Annotated in this window: 14 protein-coding genes and 1 tRNA gene; 10 read left to right on the forward strand and 5 right to left on the reverse strand. The window is 58.8% G+C overall.

Annotated features, from left to right (window positions below; all coding sequences use genetic code 11):
• Nucleotides 1-37 precede the first annotated feature (37 nt).
• The gene (locus NATPE_RS17345; protein WP_394297128.1) at nt 38-1,105 is read left to right on the forward strand and encodes an ABC transporter substrate-binding protein; all 1,068 of its coding nucleotides are present in this window, start codon (nt 38-40) and stop codon (nt 1,103-1,105) included.
• Nucleotides 1,106-1,172: 67 nt separating this feature from the next.
• Nucleotides 1,173-2,282 carry an ABC transporter substrate-binding protein gene (locus NATPE_RS17350; protein WP_006182893.1) on the forward strand — a complete coding sequence of 370 codons (1,110 nt, stop codon included), beginning with the start codon at nt 1,173-1,175 and terminating at the stop codon, nt 2,280-2,282.
• 1 nt (nt 2,283) lies between these two features.
• Here the strand turns inward: NATPE_RS17350 and NATPE_RS17355 are convergent, their stop codons facing one another.
• Complete coding sequence (locus tag NATPE_RS17355; protein WP_006182894.1) at nt 2,284-4,644, reverse strand: methyl-accepting chemotaxis protein; 2,361 nt, start codon at nt 4,642-4,644, stop codon at nt 2,284-2,286.
• Nucleotides 4,645-4,814: 170 nt separating this feature from the next.
• On the opposite strand from NATPE_RS17355, the gene NATPE_RS17360 reads away from it, so the two are divergent.
• Together NATPE_RS17360 and NATPE_RS17365 are read left to right on the forward strand one after the other, a co-directional pair.
• The gene (locus NATPE_RS17360) at nt 4,815-6,881 is read left to right on the forward strand and encodes a DEAD/DEAH box helicase (protein WP_006182895.1); all 2,067 of its coding nucleotides are present in this window, start codon (nt 4,815-4,817) and stop codon (nt 6,879-6,881) included.
• 111 nt (nt 6,882-6,992) lie between these two features.
• The gene (locus NATPE_RS17365) at nt 6,993-7,688 is read left to right on the forward strand and encodes a DUF7504 family protein (RefSeq protein ID WP_006182896.1); all 696 of its coding nucleotides are present in this window, start codon (nt 6,993-6,995) and stop codon (nt 7,686-7,688) included.
• Here the strand turns inward: NATPE_RS17365 and NATPE_RS17370 are convergent, their stop codons facing one another.
• Nucleotides 7,689-7,940, reverse strand: a complete 252-nt coding sequence (locus tag NATPE_RS17370; protein WP_006182897.1) for a pro-sigmaK processing inhibitor BofA family protein — start codon at nt 7,938-7,940, stop codon at nt 7,689-7,691.
• An 82-nt stretch (nt 7,941-8,022) separates the two neighbouring features.
• On the opposite strand from NATPE_RS17370, the gene NATPE_RS17375 reads away from it, so the two are divergent.
• Nucleotides 8,023-8,095, forward strand: a tRNA-Pro gene (locus NATPE_RS17375).
• Between the two features lie 897 nt (nt 8,096-8,992).
• Entirely contained in the window at nt 8,993-9,799 is an 807-nt protein-coding gene (locus NATPE_RS21540) for a beta clamp domain-containing protein (RefSeq protein WP_015299245.1), read from the forward strand.
• Here the strand turns inward: NATPE_RS21540 and NATPE_RS22405 are convergent.
• Both NATPE_RS22405 and NATPE_RS22410 read right to left on the reverse strand, forming a co-directional pair.
• Entirely contained in the window at nt 9,726-11,531 is a 1,806-nt protein-coding gene (locus NATPE_RS22405) for a hypothetical protein (protein ID WP_015299246.1), read from the reverse strand. The two genes, NATPE_RS21540 and NATPE_RS22405, sit on opposite strands and share 74 nt — an antisense overlap.
• Entirely contained in the window at nt 11,528-12,235 is a 708-nt protein-coding gene (locus NATPE_RS22410) for a DUF3900 domain-containing protein (protein WP_157557361.1), read from the reverse strand. The genes NATPE_RS22405 and NATPE_RS22410 overlap by 4 nt, the downstream gene beginning before the upstream one ends.
• 254 nt (nt 12,236-12,489) lie before the next feature.
• On the opposite strand from NATPE_RS22410, the gene NATPE_RS17390 reads away from it, so the two are divergent.
• Together NATPE_RS17390 and NATPE_RS22415 are read left to right on the forward strand one after the other, a co-directional pair.
• Entirely contained in the window at nt 12,490-13,968 is a 1,479-nt protein-coding gene (locus NATPE_RS17390; protein WP_015298760.1) for an IS66-like element ISNpe8 family transposase, read from the forward strand.
• A gap of 744 nt (nt 13,969-14,712) precedes the next feature.
• On the forward strand, nt 14,713-14,853 hold the full coding sequence (locus tag NATPE_RS22415; protein WP_157557362.1) for a hypothetical protein: 141 nt from the start codon (nt 14,713-14,715) through the stop codon (nt 14,851-14,853).
• Between the two features lie 783 nt (nt 14,854-15,636).
• Here the strand turns inward: NATPE_RS22415 and NATPE_RS22815 are convergent.
• A complete protein-coding gene (locus NATPE_RS22815; protein ID WP_006182904.1) occupies nt 15,637-15,813 on the reverse strand; it encodes a hypothetical protein in 177 nt (58 codons plus the stop codon).
• 243 nt (nt 15,814-16,056) lie between these two features.
• On the opposite strand from NATPE_RS22815, the gene NATPE_RS17400 reads away from it, so the two are divergent.
• Both NATPE_RS17400 and NATPE_RS17405 read left to right on the forward strand, forming a co-directional pair.
• On the forward strand, nt 16,057-16,704 hold the full coding sequence (locus tag NATPE_RS17400; protein ID WP_006182905.1) for a DUF502 domain-containing protein: 648 nt from the start codon (nt 16,057-16,059) through the stop codon (nt 16,702-16,704).
• Nucleotides 16,705-16,790: 86 nt separating this feature from the next.
• Nucleotides 16,791-20,309 (forward strand): LAGLIDADG family homing endonuclease, encoded by a 3,519-nt coding sequence (locus NATPE_RS17405; RefSeq protein WP_006182906.1) that lies wholly within the window; start codon nt 16,791-16,793, stop codon nt 20,307-20,309.
• Nucleotides 20,310-20,354: the final 45 nt, after the last annotated feature.

Below are 20,354 nucleotides of genomic sequence, written 5' to 3' on the forward strand. Positions count from 1 at the left end.
GATGGCCGCCGAATCGAAACGGACGAGACGACGCCTGATGAAAACGGGAGCAGCGATCACCGGGCTCGGTATGACCGCTGGCTGTCTCGGCACGCAGGGGACGGGAGACGGCGAGAGCGAGTACTCCGTCACGATGGAGCCCGTCGGTACCGTCGAGTTCGACTCCGTGCCCGAGACGTGGCTCCCCTATACGGGGGATTACGCGGACATGGGCGTTGCACTCGGACGGGCCGACGGGCTGGTCGGAATCGGCTTGCAGAGCCGGTACGCAACCCACTACTACGACGAACTGCCGGGCGTCTCGGTCGAACCGGACGATCTGACCGAACTCTGGGACGACGGGACTGGACAGGAGGTGTTCTACGAACTCGAGGCCGATGTCCACCTCATCGATCCGAATTTCATGATCAACCGGCTTGGCTGGAGCCGAGAAGAGGTCGACGAAATCGCCGACAACGTCGCCCCGTTCGTCGGCAACACCGTCTTCTCGGCCAGTTACGAGTGGCACGACTACCCCCGCTACACCCTCTACGAGGCCTTCGAGAAGGTGGCGGAGGTCTTTCAGGAGCGAGAGCGCTACGAGGCGTTCGAACGGCTCCACGATGACGTGCTGGCCGACGTACAGTCCCGACTCCCCGACGAGCGGCCCGAGGTTGCGGTCCTCGTCCCCGCCTCGGCCGAGCCGGACGCGTTCTACCCGTACCACATCGAGGACGATACCCAGTCCAAACACTGGGCCGATCTGCAGGTCGACGGCGCACTCGCCGCGAACGGCGTCGGCGACGCGCAGGCGACGAGTGGCACCATCGACTACGAGACGTTGCTCGAGATCGATCCCGATGTCATCGCGATCAGACAGCAAGGGGAGACCACCGAGTCGGATTTCGAACGGGGGATCGTCTCGTTCATGCGCGATCACGATGTCGCGAGCGAACTCCGTGCGGTCCGGAACGACCGCGTCGTCTACGGTGGCATGACCTATCAGGGACCGATTATCCACCTGTTCCAACTCGAGCGGGCGGCACAGGGGATTTATCCCGACGAGTTCGGCGGCGAGGAACTGTTCGACCGGCAGGCCGTCGGCGATATCGTCACCGGCGAGTGATGCTCGGCGGGAGCGAGACAACGTCGGGTTCGGAACACTTTTGTTGTTTTAGGCCAGCCTAAAGATTATGAGTAACGAACCGACGTGGACGCGGCGCAACGTGCTTCGAACGAGCGGGACCATCGCTGGCGTGAGCGCGTTGGCCGGCTGTATCAGCGGTGACGGACCGGACGACGAGGGCGATGTCGATCCGTACACGGTCTCGATGCCGCCGGTCGGCGACGTCGAGTTCGAGTCGGTCCCCGAGACGTGGGCCGCCGGCACCGCGGATTGGGCAGACATGGGGATCGCACTAGGTCAGGAGCCGCCGGTGGGACTCTATATCGCGGGGCGGTTACATAGTGGGTATTACGACGACATTCCTGACGTGAGCGTCGGCCCCGACGATATCGATACGCTCTGGGACGACGAGTTCGGCCCCGAGAAGTTCATCGGCCTTGCCGAGGACGTGGACGCCCTGGTCATGGATCCGAACTTCCTCACGGGACGGGCCGACTGGAGCGGCGACGCCATCGAGCGGATCGAATCGACGGGGACGCCGTTCTTCGGGAACAGTATCACCTCTCGGGGCTACTCGTGGCATGAGGACTACGACTACCTCACGATGTACGAGGCCTTCGAGAAACTCGCCGAAGTCTTCCAGGAACAGGAACGATACGACGAGTTCGAGACGCTACACGACGAGTTCCAGTCGGAACTCGAGAACGTCGTTCCCTCGAGCGATCGACCTGAGGTTGCAGTCCTGTACCCGCAGATAGCGGACGACTCGTTCCTCCCCTACACCATCGACGAGTCGACGAGTTACAAACATCTACGGGACCTCGGAGTCGAGGACGCGCTCGCGAACTCCGACGTCCAGAACTTCCACAACACCCGTGGATCGATCGACTACGAGACGCTCCTCGAAGTTAATCCGGAGTACATCCTGCTTCGTACCGAGCAATACCTCAGCGAGGAGGAGTTCCAGCAGAACTACATCGAACCGATACAGAGCCACGACGCCGGGCAGAAACTGACGGCCGTCCAGAACGACAACGTATACAAGACCGTCCCGTTCTATCAGGGCCCGATCATCAACCTCGTCGCCGCTCAGCGGTTGGCCGAACAGCTCTACGACGTCGACGAACAGCTCTACGACCCGCAGGAAGTCAGCGACATCGTCAACGGCGACTTCTAATCTACTGCGCCTCGAGCCAGTCGAACGGCCGCTTGGCCGACGATTCGTCCGCGGCCCTGCGCTCATCGGCGTCCGAGTCGGCCGCGTAATCGTCGACCGCCAGCGGTTCGCCCTCGGCCCCGTCCGCGGCGTCGCCCGGAACGGCGTCCGCCGGCTCGGCGTCGACCTCGAAGGTCGACAGCGAGTCCGTGAGTTCCCGCGCACGGTCCGACAGCGACGTCGCGGTCCGGGACACCGCGGCGAGCGACGACGTCTGTTCCTCCGCGGCCGCCGCGACCGTCTCCGCCTCCGCGCTGGTCTCCTCACTGATCGCCGTCACGTCGTCGGTCATCGAGACGAGCCCCTGGGTCGCCCCGGCCTGTTGCTGGGTCGCCGCCGAGATCTCCTGGACGCCGTCGTTGGTCTCCGCGGCGTAGTCCGAGATCTCCTCGAGCGCTCCGACCGTGGTCTCGACCGCCTCGCGGTGGTCGGCGATCCGGTCGTCGGTCTCGCGGACGACGGCCGCGACCGCTTCGGTCCGGCGGCTGACCCGCTCGAGGCGCTCCTCGACGTCTTCGGCGGCTTCCTGAGTGTCCGCAGCGAGTGACTTGACCTGGTCGGCGACGGCCGTGAACTCCGCGTCGTCGGAACTCGAGCGGGCGGCCTCGATACTCGCGTTGAGTGCCAGCAGGTTCGTCTCCTGAGTGACCCCGCCGATGAACTCGAGGAGGTCGTCGATCGCCTCGATCTCCGCTTCGAGGCGGTCGACCTCGGCCACGGCCGCGTCGGCCTCGTCCTCGATGGCGTTCATCCCCTCGATGGCGCGGCGAGCGGCCCGGCGGGCGTCGGTACTCGTGGTCGCGGTCCGTTCCGCGAGGGTGGCAACCTGCGAGGAGGTCGCCGCGATCTCCTCGGTCGTCGTCGACAGCTCGTCGATCTCGGTGCTGATCGACGCGAGCCGGTCGCTCTGGCGCTCGGCCCCATCGGCGATCTCCTGGACCGACGTCGTCACCTGCTGAGAGGCCGACTGCACCTCGACGACGCCGTCGGCCGTCGACGCGGCCGCGTCGTCGACCGCGTCGGCGAAGGCCCGTGCAGCGGCGACCGTCGCCTCGATGTCGTCCATCATCGCGTTGAACTCGCGGGCGACCGTTGCCATCGCCTCGCTCTCGGTATCGGGCTCGAGCCGCCGCGTGAGATCGCCCTCAGCACAGGTTTGCATCGTCGCGCCGTACTCGTCGGCCGTCCGCTCGAGGTGCCGGGAGAACGTCTCGGACTCCGAACGGGCCCGTTCGGCCTCGGCCCGAGCAGCCTCGGTCTCCTCGAGGCGATCGCGCAGGGAGCGACGCATTCGGTCGAGCGAGCGGTGCAGCTCCCCGAGTTCGTCGCTCCGGTCCGACTCGACCGGCTCCTCGAGATCGCCGTCCTCGATCGCGGCCGCGCGGTCGGACAGCGACCGGAGCGATCGGGCCGTCGACCGGCCGACGGTCGCGCCGAGGACGAGTATCCCCCCGAAGGTGACCGCGAGCATCGCGAGAATCCAGTTCGAGATATCCGACTGCAGCGAGTAGGCCTGCGAGGCCGGCACGCGGGTCGTCAGCGTCCAGTCCGCGTTCCCGAGGTCCGCGTATCCAACGAGCGTCTCGTCGTCCTCGCCCTCGATCGACGTGGTTCCGGCGTCGTCACCGGCACCCGTCGGCGCGACCGTATCGTTTCCGAGCAACAGCGAGCGGTCCTCGGCGAGGACGACCGTCCCGCTCGCGTCGGTGACGACGACCTCGTTCGTGTCGTCGCCCCCGACCATGTACCGGGACAGCGACTCGAGGTCGACGAGCGCAACGAGGGCCCGGTCGGACTCGCCCGGGACCTGACTGATCGCGAGCATCGCCGGTCGCCCGTCGCCCGTCTCGAACGCCTCGGAAAAGACGACTTGTGACCCGTCCGCCGCCGCGTTCGAGAGCCGGTCGGCGACCGCCGGACTGACGGTCCGGTCGTCGTCGACGACCGCGTCCGTCCCGGCGTCGACGCGGACCGTCCCGTCCGACTCGACGTAGTAGGCACCTTCGACGGCGGACCGGTCGGTCAGGCGGGTGAGCGAATCGGCGATCGCGACCCGGTCGTCGCCGCGAAACGCCGCCGATCTGGGCAGCGATTCCAGCTGCCGTTCGGTCGACCGGAACCAGATGTCGAGCCGATCGGCGTCCTGTTTCGCGTCGCCGACCAACTGCGATTCGACCTCGGACTCGAGTTCGGTCCCGGTGTGTGCGTAGATACTGCCCCCGAACGCCCCGATCACCACGAGGATGGCGACGAGCGCGGCGAAGAACCGGAGCGCGTAGCTGCGGCGGACTCCCGGCACGGTCTCCCACGAAAGTATCCCCATACGGCGTCGGATTCCGACGCCCCCGATATGTATCTCGCTAAGAATTATATATACGCCTATGGATCGATCGTGACGGATATGGACGATATCGCTGGACCGTCACCGACCGCGGCCGGACCGCGTCGCCGCAGTCCGAATCGCTGAAATACCGTCACGGCCTACTCCGTTCCGTGTCGAAGCAGGTCCAGCAGGTCGAAACGATCTTCTGTCACGAAACGGGCGACGACTACCTCGTCGTCGTCGAACGTGACGGCAAACGGCTATTCCGCGCGAAACTCGGACTCTCGGAGACTTCGGCCGGGCCACGCCCCGCGAAGTTCCGGCTGAAACAGGGCTCGAGCGAGGAGCCCCGCCAGCCCGACGAGTTCGTCGAACTGGCCCGCCGAGCCAAGCGGATCCGTATCTCCGAACAGACCTCCGCCGCGGGCCGACAGGACCTGCGGGAGATGCTCGCGGGCTACCAGCTCGAGGACAAGACCAAGACCGTCCGGACCTGCCGGTACTGTGCCGGCGCGGGGCGGTACTCGCCGATCACGACCGACACCGCCGTCAAGGACGATGACGACTGGATCTGTCGCGACTGCGCTCGGCAGGAACTCGAGCGCCAACTGTCCTTTTCCGGCGGTGGCGCGGTCTCGGGTGCCGCAAAGGAACGCCTCGAGGACCTCATGATGGAGGTCCAGGACTTAGAGCGGATCGTCAACCTCCTCAAGGGGCGGCTCGATCCCGATCTGACGAAGTTCGATACCATCTCGGCGACGACCGACGAGGTCGACCCCGTCCGGACCGACTCGCTGAACCTGCATCCAGGCCTGCAGAACTTACTCGAGGACCGGTTCGATACCTTGCTACCGGTCCAGAGCCTCTCGGTCGAACACGGTCTCTTTGAGGGCGACGACCAGCTCGTCGTCTCCGCGACGGCGACCGGGAAGACCCTGGTCGGCGAACTGGCCGGCATCAACCGCGTGTTGAACGATAAGGGGACGATGCTCTTTCTCGTGCCCCTCGTGGCGCTGGCAAACCAGAAGTACGAGGACTTCCAGGACGAGTACGGCCACCTCGTCGACGTCTCCATTCGCGTGGGCGCGAGCCGGATCGCCGACGAGGGCGAACGGTTCGATCCCGAGGCCGACGTCATCGTCGGCACCTACGAGGGGATCGACCACGCCCTGCGGACGGGCAAGGAGATGGGCGACATCGGGACCGTCGTCATCGACGAGGTCCACACCCTGAAAGAGGAAGACCGGGGCCACCGGCTGGACGGGCTGATCTCCCGACTCAAGTACACCTGCGAGCAGCGCGCGAAGCGCCGCGACGACTACGGCGGCGCACAGTGGGTCTACCTCTCGGCGACGGTCGGCAACCCCGAACACCTCGCCGAGGTACTCGAGTCGACACTCATCGAGTTCGAGGAGCGGCCGGTCCCGATCGAGCGCCACGTCACCTTCGCCGACGGCCAGGAGAAAGTCAGGGTGGAGAACAAACTCGTCAAACGCGAGTTCGATACGGAATCGTCGAAGGGGTATCGCGGCCAGACGATTATCTTCACCAACTCCCGGCGGCGCTGTCACGAAATCTCGCGCAAACTCGATTACTCGGCCGCGCCCTACCACGCTGGCTTGGACTACAAACGCCGCAAGGAAGTCGAGCGCAAGTTCGGCGAACAGGAGCTGTCGGCGGTCGTCACGACCGCCGCGCTCGCAGCCGGTGTCGACTTTCCCGCCTCGCAGGTGGTCTTCGACTCGCTGGCGATGGGGATCGAATGGCTCTCGGTCCAGGAGTTCCACCAGATGCTCGGACGAGCCGGACGGCCGGACTACCACGACGAGGGGAAGGTGTACGTGCTGGTCGAACCCGACACCGCCTACCACAACTCGATGGAGATGACCGAGGACGAGGTCGCGTTCAAGCTCCTCAAGGGGGAGATGGAGTCCGTGATGACCCACTACGACGAGGCCGCCGCCGTTGAGGAGACCCTCGCGAACGTCGCGGTCGGCGGCAAGGCCGCAAAGGCCCTGAACGACCGCATGCTCGGCGAGGTGCCCACGAAACACGCCATCGGAAAACTGCTCGAGTACGACTTCATCGACGGCTTCGAGCCCACGCCGCTAGGACAGGTCGTCACCGAACACTTCCTCGCGCCCGGCCAAGCGTTTACCCTGCTCGATGGCATCCGGAAGGACGCCCACCCCTACGAACTCGTCGCCGACATCGAGTTACGCGACGCGGAGCTGTGACCGTCGACGATCGGTGACGGCGGCCGTGCCCGGCAGTCTCGATCCGGCCGGAACCATAAAGAACGAGAGCGCGCAATCGAAGGCCAACGCGGGGATCTCCCCGGCCGTATCATGGATCCGCTTACGCCAGCCGCGATCGAGCCGCCGGCGAACCTCCTGCTCGTCCATCCCGACTGCGACGAGCCCGACGCCTGCGAACAACTGTGTCACGAGGGTGCGGAGACGGCGCGACTCATAGTGACCTTCGGGGACGAGACACCGGAGCCGCCGGCCGCGGACGACGTCGATGGCAAGCGAGGCCTGCTCACCATCGGGGACGTGCTGGCCGATTCGGGGACCGAGTCGTCCCCCGACTTCGACGAGACAGTCGTCACCGACTCGGTCACCGATCCGACCGACCTCTCCAAGATCGGCGTCGCCATCAGTCGGTTCTGCAAGCACTGGTCCGCGGCCGGCGAGGATATCGCCGTCTGTTTCGACTCGCTGGACGCACTCCTCCGGCATACCTCGCCCGAGGCGGTCTTCCAGTTCGCACACGTCCTCACGAACCGGCTGGCGAACGTCGACGCCTACGCCCACTTTCACTTCGATCCCACCCGTCACGAGGACCGGGTCGTCTCGACGTTCGGAACGATCTTCGACGAGGTCGTCGCCGACGACGACACCGACGAGTCGCTCCCGGAAGCGACCGATGAAGAGGTCGCCGACCTTCTGGCCGAATGGGAGGACGAAGCAAGCGACGACCTCGAGCCCGCGGCGGACTCGGAGGCCACCGACGAGGAGATCGCGCGAACCCTCAGCCGATAGTCAGACGAACGCGATCTCGAGGACCGACAGGACGATCACGACGATCGAACCGGGAAGGCCGCCGAGGGCGACGATGGCGATGACGACCGGCGTGATCGCGATCGCGAGGCCGAAGACCGCCTGGGCGAGGTACAAGACGACGAGGCCAACGATCGCGTTGACGATGAATGGGCTGGCCGCCCTGACGAGTTGGGCCGCAACGAGGACGAGTGCAAGGACTGCCACCAACACCAGAATCTCGAGGCCGGTCATAGCGGCGGTATCACGGCAGCCCCCAAAACCGTTCGGACCGTAACGAAACGCTTTATGACGTCGGGACGGTAGTGGGTGGTACGGGATCGTGGGTTAGCTTGGTATACTTCGGGCCTTGGGTGCCCGTGACCCCGGTTCAAATCCGGGCGATCCCATATTGCTGCTGCGAGCAAATCGCGAGCAGCAGCAATTGGAACGAGCCCGGATTTGAACGAGAGAACGGCGAGCGATAGCGAGCCGTTCGCGTGGTTCAAATCCGGGCGATCCCTTCGTTATCGTGACCGATCGGTAAGCGGTGGCTACAACATCGGATTCGAAGGTTCTGCGCGAAGGGCAGGTTCTCGAGCGTGACTCGAGAAAACCGTGTGCCCTCGAGTACGACGAGAACGGTGACCCGCGCCGGATGCGGATCGAGACGATCCGCTCGCAATTGAACGCCGATAGCTCGAGACCGTCGCGACGATCGCCAGTGAGGCCCTCGAGAAGTGGTCGACGTCGAGGAACGATCCGGCGGCCCTCCACGGCGTCGAACTGACTTGGAAGACGCCGGGCGGCGGGACGGAGACCGGAGTCGTCAGTGCTGTTGCGGATCGGTGAACCGGCCGCGTAGTGGCACCACTCTCGAGATCGATCAGTTCTGTAACGGAGGTTGACTCCCACGGTTTCGTCTGCAACTCCGGTTGTGGTCAGTGGCTCGAGGGCGGGGGTCAGCACCGCGATCGTGCCGCAACGCCGGCGGGGTCGTTTCGCGCTTCGCGCGAACGCCCCCTTGGCGGGTGTCGCCAAGGCGACAGCGCGCTTCTTTCTTCTTTGCAGGATCCAGTTGAAACACATGAAACGGAGGTCAGTGAACTCTGTAGATTAGGGTACCAACAATCCCCGTTTTGGTTTCTTTTATATCCAGGAAGTAGTATATGCCCGCTAGTGACATATAGACAATATTTTTGATGCACGATTCCGCAATTCTACCTTAGTGAAATATGAACTGTGTCTCCGGTCAAAGTATATTTAAGATAAGAACTCTCAGTTACACTTAGCGCACAGAAGAAACTATGCCTGAACAAATTGGAAGTGAAGATAGTCTATATGTGGAGATTGGTTCTGACGTTTTAGATGCAGTAGTTAATCCCCCCGTCGAATTAACAAAGGAAAAGAAAGCCATCTTCCGCTGGACTGAAGACAAATTGGTCGTGGGTGCGATGGATGGCGCAAGAGTGATGAGTGTTACACAAACCATCGAATCTGATGAGTTTGATATATACCAGGTCGATCTAGAGGATGAAGAACTGCCAATAGGCGTAGCCTGCGGAAAAGTGGCGAATCTCCTTGAAGAAGCAGATAGTAACGATACTATCAAGTTGGAATTATGCAACGATACCAATAAGTTGGATCTTAGCTTCGGTGAGGTGAGTTACTCTTTGGCCCCTAAAGAAATATCTTCAATCAATGAACCTCCTCAAAATGAGATCGATCATGAAATAACGGTGTGGACCCATAGTGGTGTTTTTAGAAGATCAAACAAGATTCTTAGTATGGCTGATGAAGAGATAGTTTTCAATTTCACAGACGATGGGGTATACGTATCAGCATCAGGTGACGCTGATTCTGCTGAGATAAATTTGGAAGCCTCTGATGAAGATAATCAAGACGGAGCTGACATCGTTTTCGATGAAAAAAAGAAGGAACTCCAAGCAAGATTTTCCTCAGACTATATTGAGTATATCCCCAAGTTCACTCCTAATGGCCTTTTCAAATCGAACTTCGATTCTAAAAACCCTTTAGAAATTAATACAAGACGAGTAGAAGAGAAGATATTGACCCAAATACGGTTGGCTCAGCGGTTACAACCGGAAGGGTAACTGCTATTAAAACTCCGATTGTTAGTGAGATAGCAACTAAAGTTGAAGAACTTGGAAGACAATCATGTAGCGAGGAATAATAATCGAGTTCATTGTGACGATAGGAAATAATGATCGATACCGGTAATGTTGCTATTGTAACCAAAAATGGAACTGAGAGCGCGGAATAGGCAAAAAGCGAAAAAGTACCTATACCTATCCAACTCAAACAGAGAATGTGATATGCATACTCTAGTCGCTGTTTTGCCCAATCCACCCTATCATTAGCAAACTGAATGTAAGACTCATGTCGTGATTCAAATCGAGAAACATCAACCAATTCCTTGGCACCGACATTTGAGGCTAATTCAGAATATAATTCAGCGTCTTCTTTCCCCTCTCGTACCACTCTACTGAGTTCGTTTATTCTCTCTTGAGCAGTTGGAAAATAGAACAATAGAAGTCCAGAAATTGCGACTACAGTAAATGGAGCAGCAGTATCGACCGTCCCCTCGATCAGAATCAAAAAGGCATTCGTTGCAATCACTCCAAATAGGGCTGCAACTACTTTTTGAATTTCTGTGGTTAGATTTACCGTAGATTCAGATAGGGTGTTTGTCACCCCTCCAATGAAAATCTGTGCGTCTTGAACTGCAGTGCTTAATTCTTCGAAATTTCCTTGAATGGCCCCCTCTTCCAAAGAATTATAGTATTTACATATATTCTGGTCTTTGTTTATTAAGTCAGTGAAATCCTCGCAATGTTCGACTATAGATTGGTGCCAGAGTTCCCTGTACACCTGCTTATTCCCTCTTTGGGAAAATGATTCAGAAAACCTGAATAATCTACTAATATCGTAATTATCTTGTTGGGTGTCGATGCGGTCTGTGAATACCCCCTTTGTCGACTCAATCTCAAACGAGATTGCATTCCCTGTTGTCTCATAACTGTCCGAAATGGTAGATACTATTGAATAGAGAAACGGAGCTGTAAGGATAGATCGAGCCTCTTTAGAATCGAATATCATTGGAGGTATAGTATCCGAACTGATCTCAGAGGCCCACTCCATGTGAGATTGGTACTCATCGATCTTCTCATTAATATTTTCTATCATATCAGCTTCGTCTATTGTGCTAAACACAAGCGTTTCATCATGTGCAATAGTATCTTTAGAAAGGAAAATGAAAACTGGATAGGACTCATCAAAAAAGGTGTGGGAAGCATCAGATACACCTTCTTGTCTCACCCATTCTTGCAAAGATTGAGGACTTACCCAGAGGTATACATCTATTGTCGATTCATCCCATTCAGACAAGTATTCTCCTAAGAGCGATTTAGAGAATGGTTCTTTATCTGCTGCTACAGAGAAAACAAAATAGTAATTCTCATCACAGGGTCCATTGGAGAGTAATTCAGCTAAGTCAGAATATCGTTCCTCATCGAGGAGATATGGAATCTGTCTGTTAAAATCCCTGATCTTGCTTGGTAGTTCTTCCTCCTCAAACGACTTCTGAAAGCCAGTTGAGGTAAGATCGAGTATATCTAGATCTGCTCTATCATTCTGAAATATAAGCTTGATAGAACCGAACGAGAAAAAATCTGGTTGAGAATCAGCGAAGGATAAGATCCGACCTACTAACTCATCATCAGTGTTAGAAAATTCTAGATTTAGTTCTATCCGACCCAATGTTTCTTGGCAATCGTGTGTATAGATTATCTGTCTTAGATCTTCTGCAAACTCATGTGCAGTCATGATATGATATCATCAATCGAATCAAAGGATTCAATTCCCTTCAGGACTTCGCGATATTCGCCCCGACGATTATCATAGAACCTTATTGTTGGCTCATCTCCTGAAATCACCAAATGGTATCCCTCTTCACTTTCCACTAAATGAACTCGATCTCTTCGAAGTATCTCACCAATCTCTATTTTCACTTCTCGTCCGCCTATTTTAATAGAAACCTCTGCTTCCTCAGTAATATCGTCGATATTATCCACTATTTCATCAAACTCCTCAGTCGATTCTGCCTCACTCAATTCATTTTCCTCTTCTTCAAACATTTCGGAAAGGATCTCCTCAGATGTAGGATTAGGCTTTAGATGGAGGTATTGGAACCAGTGTTTGGGGTATCTACTGCTACTCCCTTGTTTTTGATAGAGACATACTTCGTCCCACCTACATTCCCCATCTGGAGTTATTCTCGGGTAGAGGATCCCTTTCTTCAAATCCCCCTTAATAACCTCGTTGAGTTCATTAAGTATATCTTCGTCATCTGGCTCGTAGATATCATCAACAAATGGCGCTTTGATTATTCCTACCTGTTGATCACCATGTGAGTGGAAACGCGTGACCAGAAGTAACCCGGACTGTGCATAATCTGTCTGTAAATACCAACTAGCCAGTGTCTTAAGATTTTCTTTAATATTGTCCCCTTCAACGGTTTGGGCAAGCAAATCTTTAGTACTGACTGCTTTGACGCCACGTGGCTGTTTTGCTTGCTCTGAAAACTTATGCACTCGAGCGCTCTTCTGGCTTAGAAAATCTGTACGTGTTTAGCCCCGTCTGATTTCGTCACTGTCTCGTAGGTGGTGGCCTGTGACAGATACATGGTCTGTCAGCAGGGAGTCAGTCTACATTCTCAGGGATGGTCTCCGCTGCCCGGAGACCATCCCGTCGGCCCTGCTGTCGTCGTTTCGAGGTGGAATCGATGAGCTGGGACGATCTCTCCAAGGACGAACTCCTCTCGCGGTTTCTCCAGATGGAGGAGCGAATCGACGAGCTGGAAGAGAAGATTGCCCAGAAGGACAAGCGGATCGAGGAACAGAACGAACGGATCGAAGAGCAGCAAGAGCGGATCGAAGAGCAGCAAGAGCGGATCGAAGAACTCGAAACACGTCTCCGGAAGTACGAGAATCCACACACTCCACCCAGTAAGCGACGGTCGGGGACCGACGAGTCCCCGACCTCGCAGGACGACGAAGACGACGATGTCCGAACTGATGGTGGTACTCCCGGTCGAAAGGACGGTCACAACCCGGAGTGGCGCTCTCCGCCCGATCCTGATGAAGAAATCGAGGTCACCTCTGACTGTTGTCCCGAGTGTGGCGACCACTTCGACGAGTCGGTGGGCGTCAGCCCCCGACTCGTCGAGGAAGTCCCGGATCCACAGCCACCAGAAGTCACCCAGTACAACCGACACCGCTACCAATGCGACTCCTGTGGAACTGAGACGGTTGCGACTCACCCCGACTGCCCCGATGAGGGGCAGTTCGGGGTGAACGTCATCGCGCAATCTGCCCTGTCACGGTACGATCACCGCCTTCCCTACCGGAAAATCACGGACCGCTTCGAGCAACTTCACGGACTCGAACTCTCAGGTGCATCCGCGTGGCACGCGACCGAGCGCGCTGCGCGCGCCGGTCGCTGTGAGTACGAGCAGATCCGTCGAGAGATTCAGGAGGCTGAAATCGTCCACGTTGACGAAACCGGCATCAAGCGTGACGGTGACCAAGCGTGGATCTGGACGTTTCGGACGGACGAGCATACGCTGTACGCGGTCAGAGAGAGTCGTGGGAGTGATGTTCCCGCGGAAGTCCTTGGCGAGGACTTCGCGGGAACGGTCATCTGTGATGGGTGGACGGCGTATCCAGCGTTCAGCAGTACGCTTCAGCGGTGCTGGGCACATCTTCTCCGGGAGGCTGAAGACGTTGCTAGTGACCACGAGGAGGCAGAACCGGTGTACCGGTATCTCAAGCAGATGTTCGTCGGTCTCCAGTCGTGGCTGGAGACCGACCCAGATCCTCGTGCGAGAGCACAGATGCATCGAGCGTGTCAGGACGGCCTCAGATCGCTCGTTGAGCGGTCAGTGACCGACGAACCAGTGGCAACACTCCTCGGGAAGATCGAAGGTGGACTCGACCACTGGCTCACCTTCGTCGGTGAGCCAGCGGTCTCCCCGACGAACAATGCCGCAGAAAACGCCCTTCGTGAACCTGTTGTTCTCCGGAAAATCATCGGAACACTCCGGAACGACCGTGGCATGTTCGTTCACGAGACGATCTTGTCCCTGCTGGCGACGTGGCGCCAGCAGGGACGCAACCCATACGAGGAACTTACGCGGGTTGTCCACGACAACGAAATGATCTCACGAGAGCAGACTGTGCCGGTTGTTGAGACCTCGGGGTAAACACGTACGAAAATCTTTACCCTGTAATCGACCTAAGAGCTGACCAGCCACTTCACGAACAGCACTATACTCATTGAGGTCATCCCCAACTAGAATTCTTATTACTTCTGCGTCAACCTCATCAATATCACCACTTGCCTCACAATAGAACAACCCAACAGCATTTGGTTTAATCATGATAAATGATATGCTCCGACTTGTATGGAAATATAGTTACTCAGTATAAAAGAGTAACTCCATGATAGGAATCAATCTGCCAAATTGAGTCAGATGGGTATTCTTCGAGTGTTATTTACTACTGGACCAACGGTAGCCCTATCTATGTTTTCTTCTCCCTGAGGATGTACGTCGCCAGAACCCGATCCCCGAATATACACACGAGTCACGACACCGCGTGTGCAACTCTCGAGCCGAACCGCCACTCGAGACACTGTTCTGTACGACTGGACCACAGGGGCCCGTCGTTGTCGGACTGAAACGGGGCCGTTCAGTGAGTCGAAAGCACGCGGATTTCGGGGGCGTGTGGACGAGTCCGTGAATCCGACCAATAGCGACGGCAACGCCGGCGGAACCGGGTCGCGCTTCGTGCGAAAAGCGCTTGCTGGGAGTCTCGAGGCCGACAGTGCCGAAAATCACAGGGTCCGAGCTACGTCCGCTGTGTCCCAGATGCGCCGGATGACCCCAAGGCGATCCCGGAACCGGATCAACACCACGTTTTTGTCGGAGAGTCGCTGATCGAGTAGTATGGACTCCGAGAGTCTCACGTATATCGTCTCTCTCGTCGTGCTGTTCCTCCTGCTTTGTGCGGCTGTGATCCTGGCGGTAGCGTACGGGGCGGTCGATGTCGTCACCGACTACTACGGGTTGGTGTCGCTCGGGTTCTGATTCTTCGACCGGGAACCGCCGACACGTATCGACAGGAGACCAGTACCCGCGCGGGGACGAGTCGTTCACCGGCAGTAAATGAGAGGGGTTTTGTAGGAACGCTTGCAAGAGTCGCGTGATCTGCCCCGGTTTGGTACCCATTCGATGGAACCAATCACTCTTGTCCAGAGGTGGGGCAGATCGCCGTACTCTACGGGTACACACCGATCACACAGCCGTCGTGCGATCGGATATGCAATGACTCGCAGTGGCTACGATCGCGGTCACGATACCGAACGGCCGAGTCGCTCGAGCCGGCCGGTAGCGATCGAACGCTCGAGACGGGACCGTCTCGCGATCTCGAGTGTGACGGCGACCGACGATCACGGGAGGAACAGGAGATGCCGATAGCGGGCGCTTCGACGGGACGGACGAAAACGCAGACGGGGTAAACGACCGTGGATAGCGGCGTTCCACGGCGGGAACAAGCGGCGTCCAGTGTCAAACCACGAGGGTGTATGGACAAGCGGTCACAATGGCCACAGTGGGCGGGTCGGTGCTACATTGGTCGTGTCTGTGTTCGTTGTCATCACCTCACACTACTGTATCGTCCGTTCAATAATAAAGATTCCTGCTAGCGCAATAGGTGCAGTCTGTACATTAAAGGGAAACGAATGTCCACACAAACCAGCCCAGTACGATACTGTTCGATTTCCGGAACGCGGACACTGGTGTTTGTGACCAATGAACGCTTGAGGACAGAGGACGGCGACCGACTGCGACGGAACCGACCGACAGACCGGGTCAGTGCGCGACCGTCGCGGGTCGCTCGAGCCGAACGAAACTCCCGTCGCCGCAGACGCAGTCCTCGCTGGTACCGAGCGGACGGATCGAGTCGTCGCCCGTGATTTCCGCGACGAGGATCACGCCACAGCCCTCACAGCGGACCGCGGCTCGCGTCGGGTCGGAGTGTGTCGACATCGAGTCCAACAACGCCCTCCATCGCAATCACTGTCGTTCCAAAATGTGAAGGGGGCCCAAAGCGGACCGTCCGCGAGAACGATCTGTTCGAGCCGGCGGCCACGGCCGAGTGCCGACCCACGGAACCGGAGCCCGCAGCGGCCAGACACATGACTGTGTGGGACACACTCCGACCGGCACAGGTCCGTGCTTGATCCGCCCGCAAGCCCAACGGTTTCGGCGTCACCGCAAGTGGCAGGACGCATGGCCGATCCTGCCTCGAGCGTCAAGCGGTTGTTCATCAACGGGGTCGTCATCACGATTCCGCTGGTTGCGACGCTACTGGTTGTCTCGATCGTCCTCAATTTCATCCTCGGGGCCCTCGCACCGGTGATCGCGGGGATCACCTACGTCTGGCCCGACGAGCCGCCGGTGCCGGTGATCCAGTTCGCGACGCTCGCGTCGGTGATCGGGGTCTTCCTGCTAGTCGGACTGGTCGCGGAATACACTCCCGGAACCTACCTCTCCAAGCGGGTCCACGCGACGATGGAGACGATCCCCGGCGTCAGCACCGTCTACGAGAGCGTTCGCCGCGCCAGCAAACTGCTCGTCGAGGACGAGTCCGACCAGTTCCAGGACGTGAAACTCGTCGAGTTTCCCCACGAGGGTGCGTACATGCTCGGCTTTCTCACGGCCGAGACACCCCCCATGGTCGAGGCCAGCGCGGGCGAGGACGAGATGGTGACGCTGATGGTCCCGCTCGCGCCCAACCCCGCCACGAACGGCTACGTCATGCACATGCCCGCCGAGAAGGTCCACGAGGTGGACCTGACCGTCGAGGAGGCGTTCCGGTCGATCGCGACGCTCGGCGTGGCCGCCGACAGCCTCGGCGAGGCCAAAGCCGGCGACTGAGCGGCGGCAGGCGACGTGACTGTCCGGGACCAGTTTCGCCCCGGTATACGACCATTTATACCCGATGGCGGCCCTAGCGGTGTGCAATGGCGCAAGCGGGAAACTCCGAACTCGTCGACTCTTTCGAGCAGTTCTTCCGGAACTACTACGACAGCGAGATCAAGCAGCTTGCCCAGCAGTACCCCAACGAGCAGCGGTCGCTGCACGTCGACTGGCAGGACCTCTACCGGTTCGATCCCGATCTTGCCGACGACTTCATCAACCAGCCCGAACAGCTGCAACGATACGCCGAGGAGGCGCTGCGGCTGTACGACCTCCCGATCGACGTGAGCCTCGGGCAGGCCCACGTCCGCGTGCGGAACCTCCCGGAAACGGAGTCGCCCGAGATCCGCGAGATCCGCGCCCGCGATATGAACTCCCTCGTGCAGGTCCACGGCATCGTCCGCAAGGCCACCGACGTCCGCCCGAAGATCGAAGAGGCCGCCTTCGAGTGCCAGCTCTGTGGCACCCTCACGCGGGTCCCCCAGTCAAGCGGCGACTTCCAGGAACCCCACGAATGTCAGGGCTGTGAGCGGCAGGGTCCCTTCCGCGTGAACTTCGACCAGTCCGAGTTCGTCGACTCCCAGAAGCTCCGCGTCCAGGAGAGTCCCGAGGGACTCCGCGGCGGCGAGACGCCACAGGCCCTCGATATCAACATCGAGGACGACATCACCGGCGAGGTTACCCCCGGCGACCACGTCTCCGCGACCGGCGTTCTCCGCCTCGAGCAACAGGGCGACCAGCAGGACCCGTCGCCCGTCTTCGACTTCTACATGGAGGGCATGTCCGTCGAGATCGACGAAGAGCAGTTCGAGGACATGGATATTACCGGCGAGGACAAAGAGGAGATCGTCCGTCTCTCGAGTTCCGAAGACATCTACGAGAAGATGGTCGCCTCTATCGCCCCCTCGATCTACGGCTACGATCAGGAGAAGCTCTCGATGATCCTCCAGCTGTTTTCGGGCGTCACGAAGCAGTTACCCGATGGCTCGCGGATCCGGGGCGACCTCCATATGCTTCTGATCGGGGACCCCGGGACGGGGAAGTGCGTCCGCGGCGATACGAAGGTCACGCTCGCGGACGGCCGTGACGTGCCTATCCGCGACCTTGTCGAATCGAACCTCGACAATCCGAAACCGATCGATGACGGCTGGTACGACGAGATCGATATCGACGTCCCCTCCTTACAGGAAAACGGGGAGATCGATCCACAGCGTGCGACAAAGGTCTGGAAACGAGAGGCTCCCGACCGGATGTATCGACTCCGGACTGCAGGCGGGCGGGAACTCGAGGTGACACCGTCGCATCCCCTGTTCGTCCAACAGGACGGACGATTCACGCCGATCGTTGCTGATGAACTCAACGAGGGACAGTTTATCGCAACCCCACGAAGTGTCGAGACGAACAGCGACGATACCCTTGAAGTTGATTTCCGGCGATCCAAGTCCCGAAATGCGGTGCAGCTTGATTTGCCCGAGAAATGGACTCCATCACTGGCACGTCTAATCGGATACATCGTTGCAGAAGGATACGTCGAGCAGCGAGACGATCAGACAGGCTTCGTTTCGATTACGAACAACGATAGAGAAGTGTTAGATGACGCAGCGAATGCACTAGCGGACTTGGGGCTGAATGTTACTGAACGGGACCCGCATGAGTCCAAGGACGCACGCGAACTGCTCTGTTCAGCGGGCGAATTCGTAAGCTTCCTCGACACATTAGCAGAACAGCTTCTACAGTCCTCGGACAATCAATGCGTTCCCGATCCGATTTTCCGGACCACCGAGTCGATCAGATCCGAATTCCTCAAAGCGTTCCTCGAAGGAGAAGGGCACGTCTCGGAATCTCAACGAGAGATAACTGCTGCCTCGACGAGTCGTGAACTCCTCGAAAACGTGAGGACGCTGCTTCTCTCACTGGGGATTCGTTCACAGCTTCACGACCGACAGAACGGGAGTTACCGGCTCAGAATAAGCGGCGATGAATTCGAGAAATACGTTTCCAATATCGGGTTCGTAACCCAGCGGAAACAGCGGACCGCGCGACAGTACGCTGACACGGACGGGAACACCAATCTCGACATCATCCCGAATCTCGGAACGGAGCTTCGACGAATTCGTGAAGCGCTCTCGATCACACAGGCCGAATGTGGGCTCCCCCGGTCGACGTACCAGCATTACGAACGGGGATCACGAAATCCGAGCCGAGACAGTCTCCGCCGGGTCGTTTCGGCTTTCGAAGATGCGTTACCGAAAAGTGAACATCCGAACGAGGGCGCAGTTCTGACTGACGGAGGAACAGTAGCAAAGGACGTCACTGCTCTCAAGCAGTTCGCCGACGGAGATATCTGCTGGGAACGGATCGAGTCCATCGACGAAGTCGATCCCGATTACGACTGGGTATACGACCTCGAGGTCGACGGGACCCACAACTACATCTCGAACGGCGTCGTTTCGCACAACTCTCAGATGCTCGCATACATCGAGAACATCGCGCCGCGGGCCGTCTACACCTCCGGGAAGGGGAGCAGTTCGGCAGGTCTCACCGCCGCCGCCGTTCGCGACGACTTCGGCGACGGCCAGCAGTGGAGCCTCGAGGCCGGCGCGCTCGTCCTCGCCGATCAGGGGATCGCGGCCATCGACGAACTCGACAAGATGCGACCGGAAGACCGGTCGGCCATGCACGAGGCCTTAGAGCAACAGAAGATCTCCGTCTCGAAGGCCGGCATCAACGCCACGCTGAAGTCCCGGTGTTCGCTGCTGGGTGCGGCAAACCCCAAGTACGGCCGGTTCGACCAGTACGAACCGATCAGCGAGCAGATCGACCTCGAGCCGGCCCTGATCTCGCGGTTCGACCTGATCTTTACCGTGACGGACACGCCCGACGAGGAGAAAGACCGCAACCTCGCGGAACACATCATCACCACCAACTACGCCGGCGAGTTGACCACCCAGCGCGAGGAGATGTCCAGTCTCGAGGTCAGTCAGGGAGAGATCGACGAGATGACCGACCAGGTCGATCCGGAGATCGACGCCGAACTCCTGCGGAAATACATCGCCTACGCCAAGCAGAACTGCCACCCGCGGATGACCGAGGCGGCCCGCAACGCGATCCGGGATTTCTACGTCGATCTGCGCTCGAAAGGGACCGACGAGGACGCCGCGGTGCCGGTCACGGCCCGAAAGCTCGAGGCGCTCGTGCGGCTCTCGGAGGCCAGCGCCCGCGTGCGGCTCTCGGATACGGTCGAAGAGGCGGACGCCGAGCGGGTCATCGAGATCGTCCGCTCGTGTCTACAAGACGTCGGCGTCGACCCCGAGACCGGCGAGTTCGACGCTGACATCGTCGAAGCCGGGACCTCGAAATCCCAGCGCGATCGGATCAAGAACCTCAAACAGCTCATCGGGGACATCGAAGAGGAGTACGACGACGGCGCGCCGGTCGACATCGTCATGGAGCGGGCCGAGGAGATCGGCATGGACCAATCAAAGGCCGAACACGAGATCGACAAGCTCAAACAGAAAGGCGAGGTCTACGAACCGAGTACGAATACGCTCCGGACGACGTGATCGAGCGGGGCCGCTGAACGGGACGAGAGTGTTTTTACGCGCCGA

Origin of the sequence: Natrinema pellirubrum DSM 15624 (genome assembly GCF_000230735.2) — an archaeon.
GTDB lineage: Archaea > Halobacteriota > Halobacteria > Halobacteriales > Natrialbaceae > Natrinema > Natrinema pellirubrum.